This window comes from Vreelandella rituensis, from assembly GCF_003336665.1.
Lineage (GTDB): Bacteria > Pseudomonadota > Gammaproteobacteria > Pseudomonadales > Halomonadaceae > Vreelandella > Vreelandella rituensis.
Genome location: NZ_QPIJ01000159.1, coordinates 1 through 914, shown reverse-complemented (window position 1 = coordinate 914; position 914 = coordinate 1). Strand labels below are relative to the sequence as shown.

Here is a 914-nt window from a genome sequence, read left to right as displayed (position 1 = left end):
CGGTGATTTTCAACCCAGTTGTCCAAATAGCTGCGCTTAAGCAGCCTGTTTATTACGCTCGATTTCTTGCACTTTCCCGGGGTTGAGCGACACCGGACCGGTTACCTCCCAGTTTCGGGTGCTGCCCGACCAACGTTGCGGGTGTCGGCGCTTCGCGCTTTCATAAACCGCTTTGCGGTGCTCAAGACGTTCTCGATCTATGCCACGGTGCCGGTCAGCTGGCGTGACATACTGGATGCCACTGTGAAGGTGCTGTTCGTTGTAAGCACGCTCGAACGCCAACATCCATTCCCGTACCGCGCTCAACGATGCGAAGCCCTGTGAGGGCCACGCCGGGCAATATTTGACGGTGCGGAACAGCGATTCCGAGTAAGGATTGTCGTTGCTCACTCTCGGCCGACTGTAAGACATCAGCATCCCCAGTTCTGTTAGCCTCGCCTTGAGGGTATAGGATGTCATCGGTGCCCCGTTATCCGAGTGCAATACCGGCGGCTGATGCCAGCAACTTTCTCGCAACAAGGCGCGTTCAACCAGCTGTTTAGCCAGCTCGCCTGATTCCGTGTCGTGAACTTCCCAGGCGATGATTTTGCGGCTGTAGATATCCATGATCAGGTAGAGATACCAGTGCTGGCCACGCACAACGGAAGAACAGTAGCTGATGTCCCAGCTCCAGACCTGGTTCGGCCCTGTCGCCGTAAAGCTGGTGGGCTCGGGCACTTGGCGGCGTGGTTTCATACGGCCTCGATGGTGCTGCTGTTGATGCTTTTTCAATACCCGATAGAACGACGACTCGGAGGCCAGGTAGACGCCTTGATCCGCCAGTAAGGGCACGATCTGGGACGGCGGCAAGCTCTGATACTCGGGGCAATGACAGGCGTTCAAAATAGCCTGTTCTTCCTCGTAAGTCAGCTGAT

1 protein-coding gene is annotated in these 914 nt (G+C 56.2%); it reads right to left on the bottom strand.

The window, feature by feature from the left end:
* Window positions 1-36 precede the first annotated feature (36 nt).
* Window positions 37-914 (bottom strand): IS3 family transposase (locus DU506_RS21260; RefSeq protein WP_114488798.1); only part of this gene is annotated, 878 nt, incomplete at its 5' end.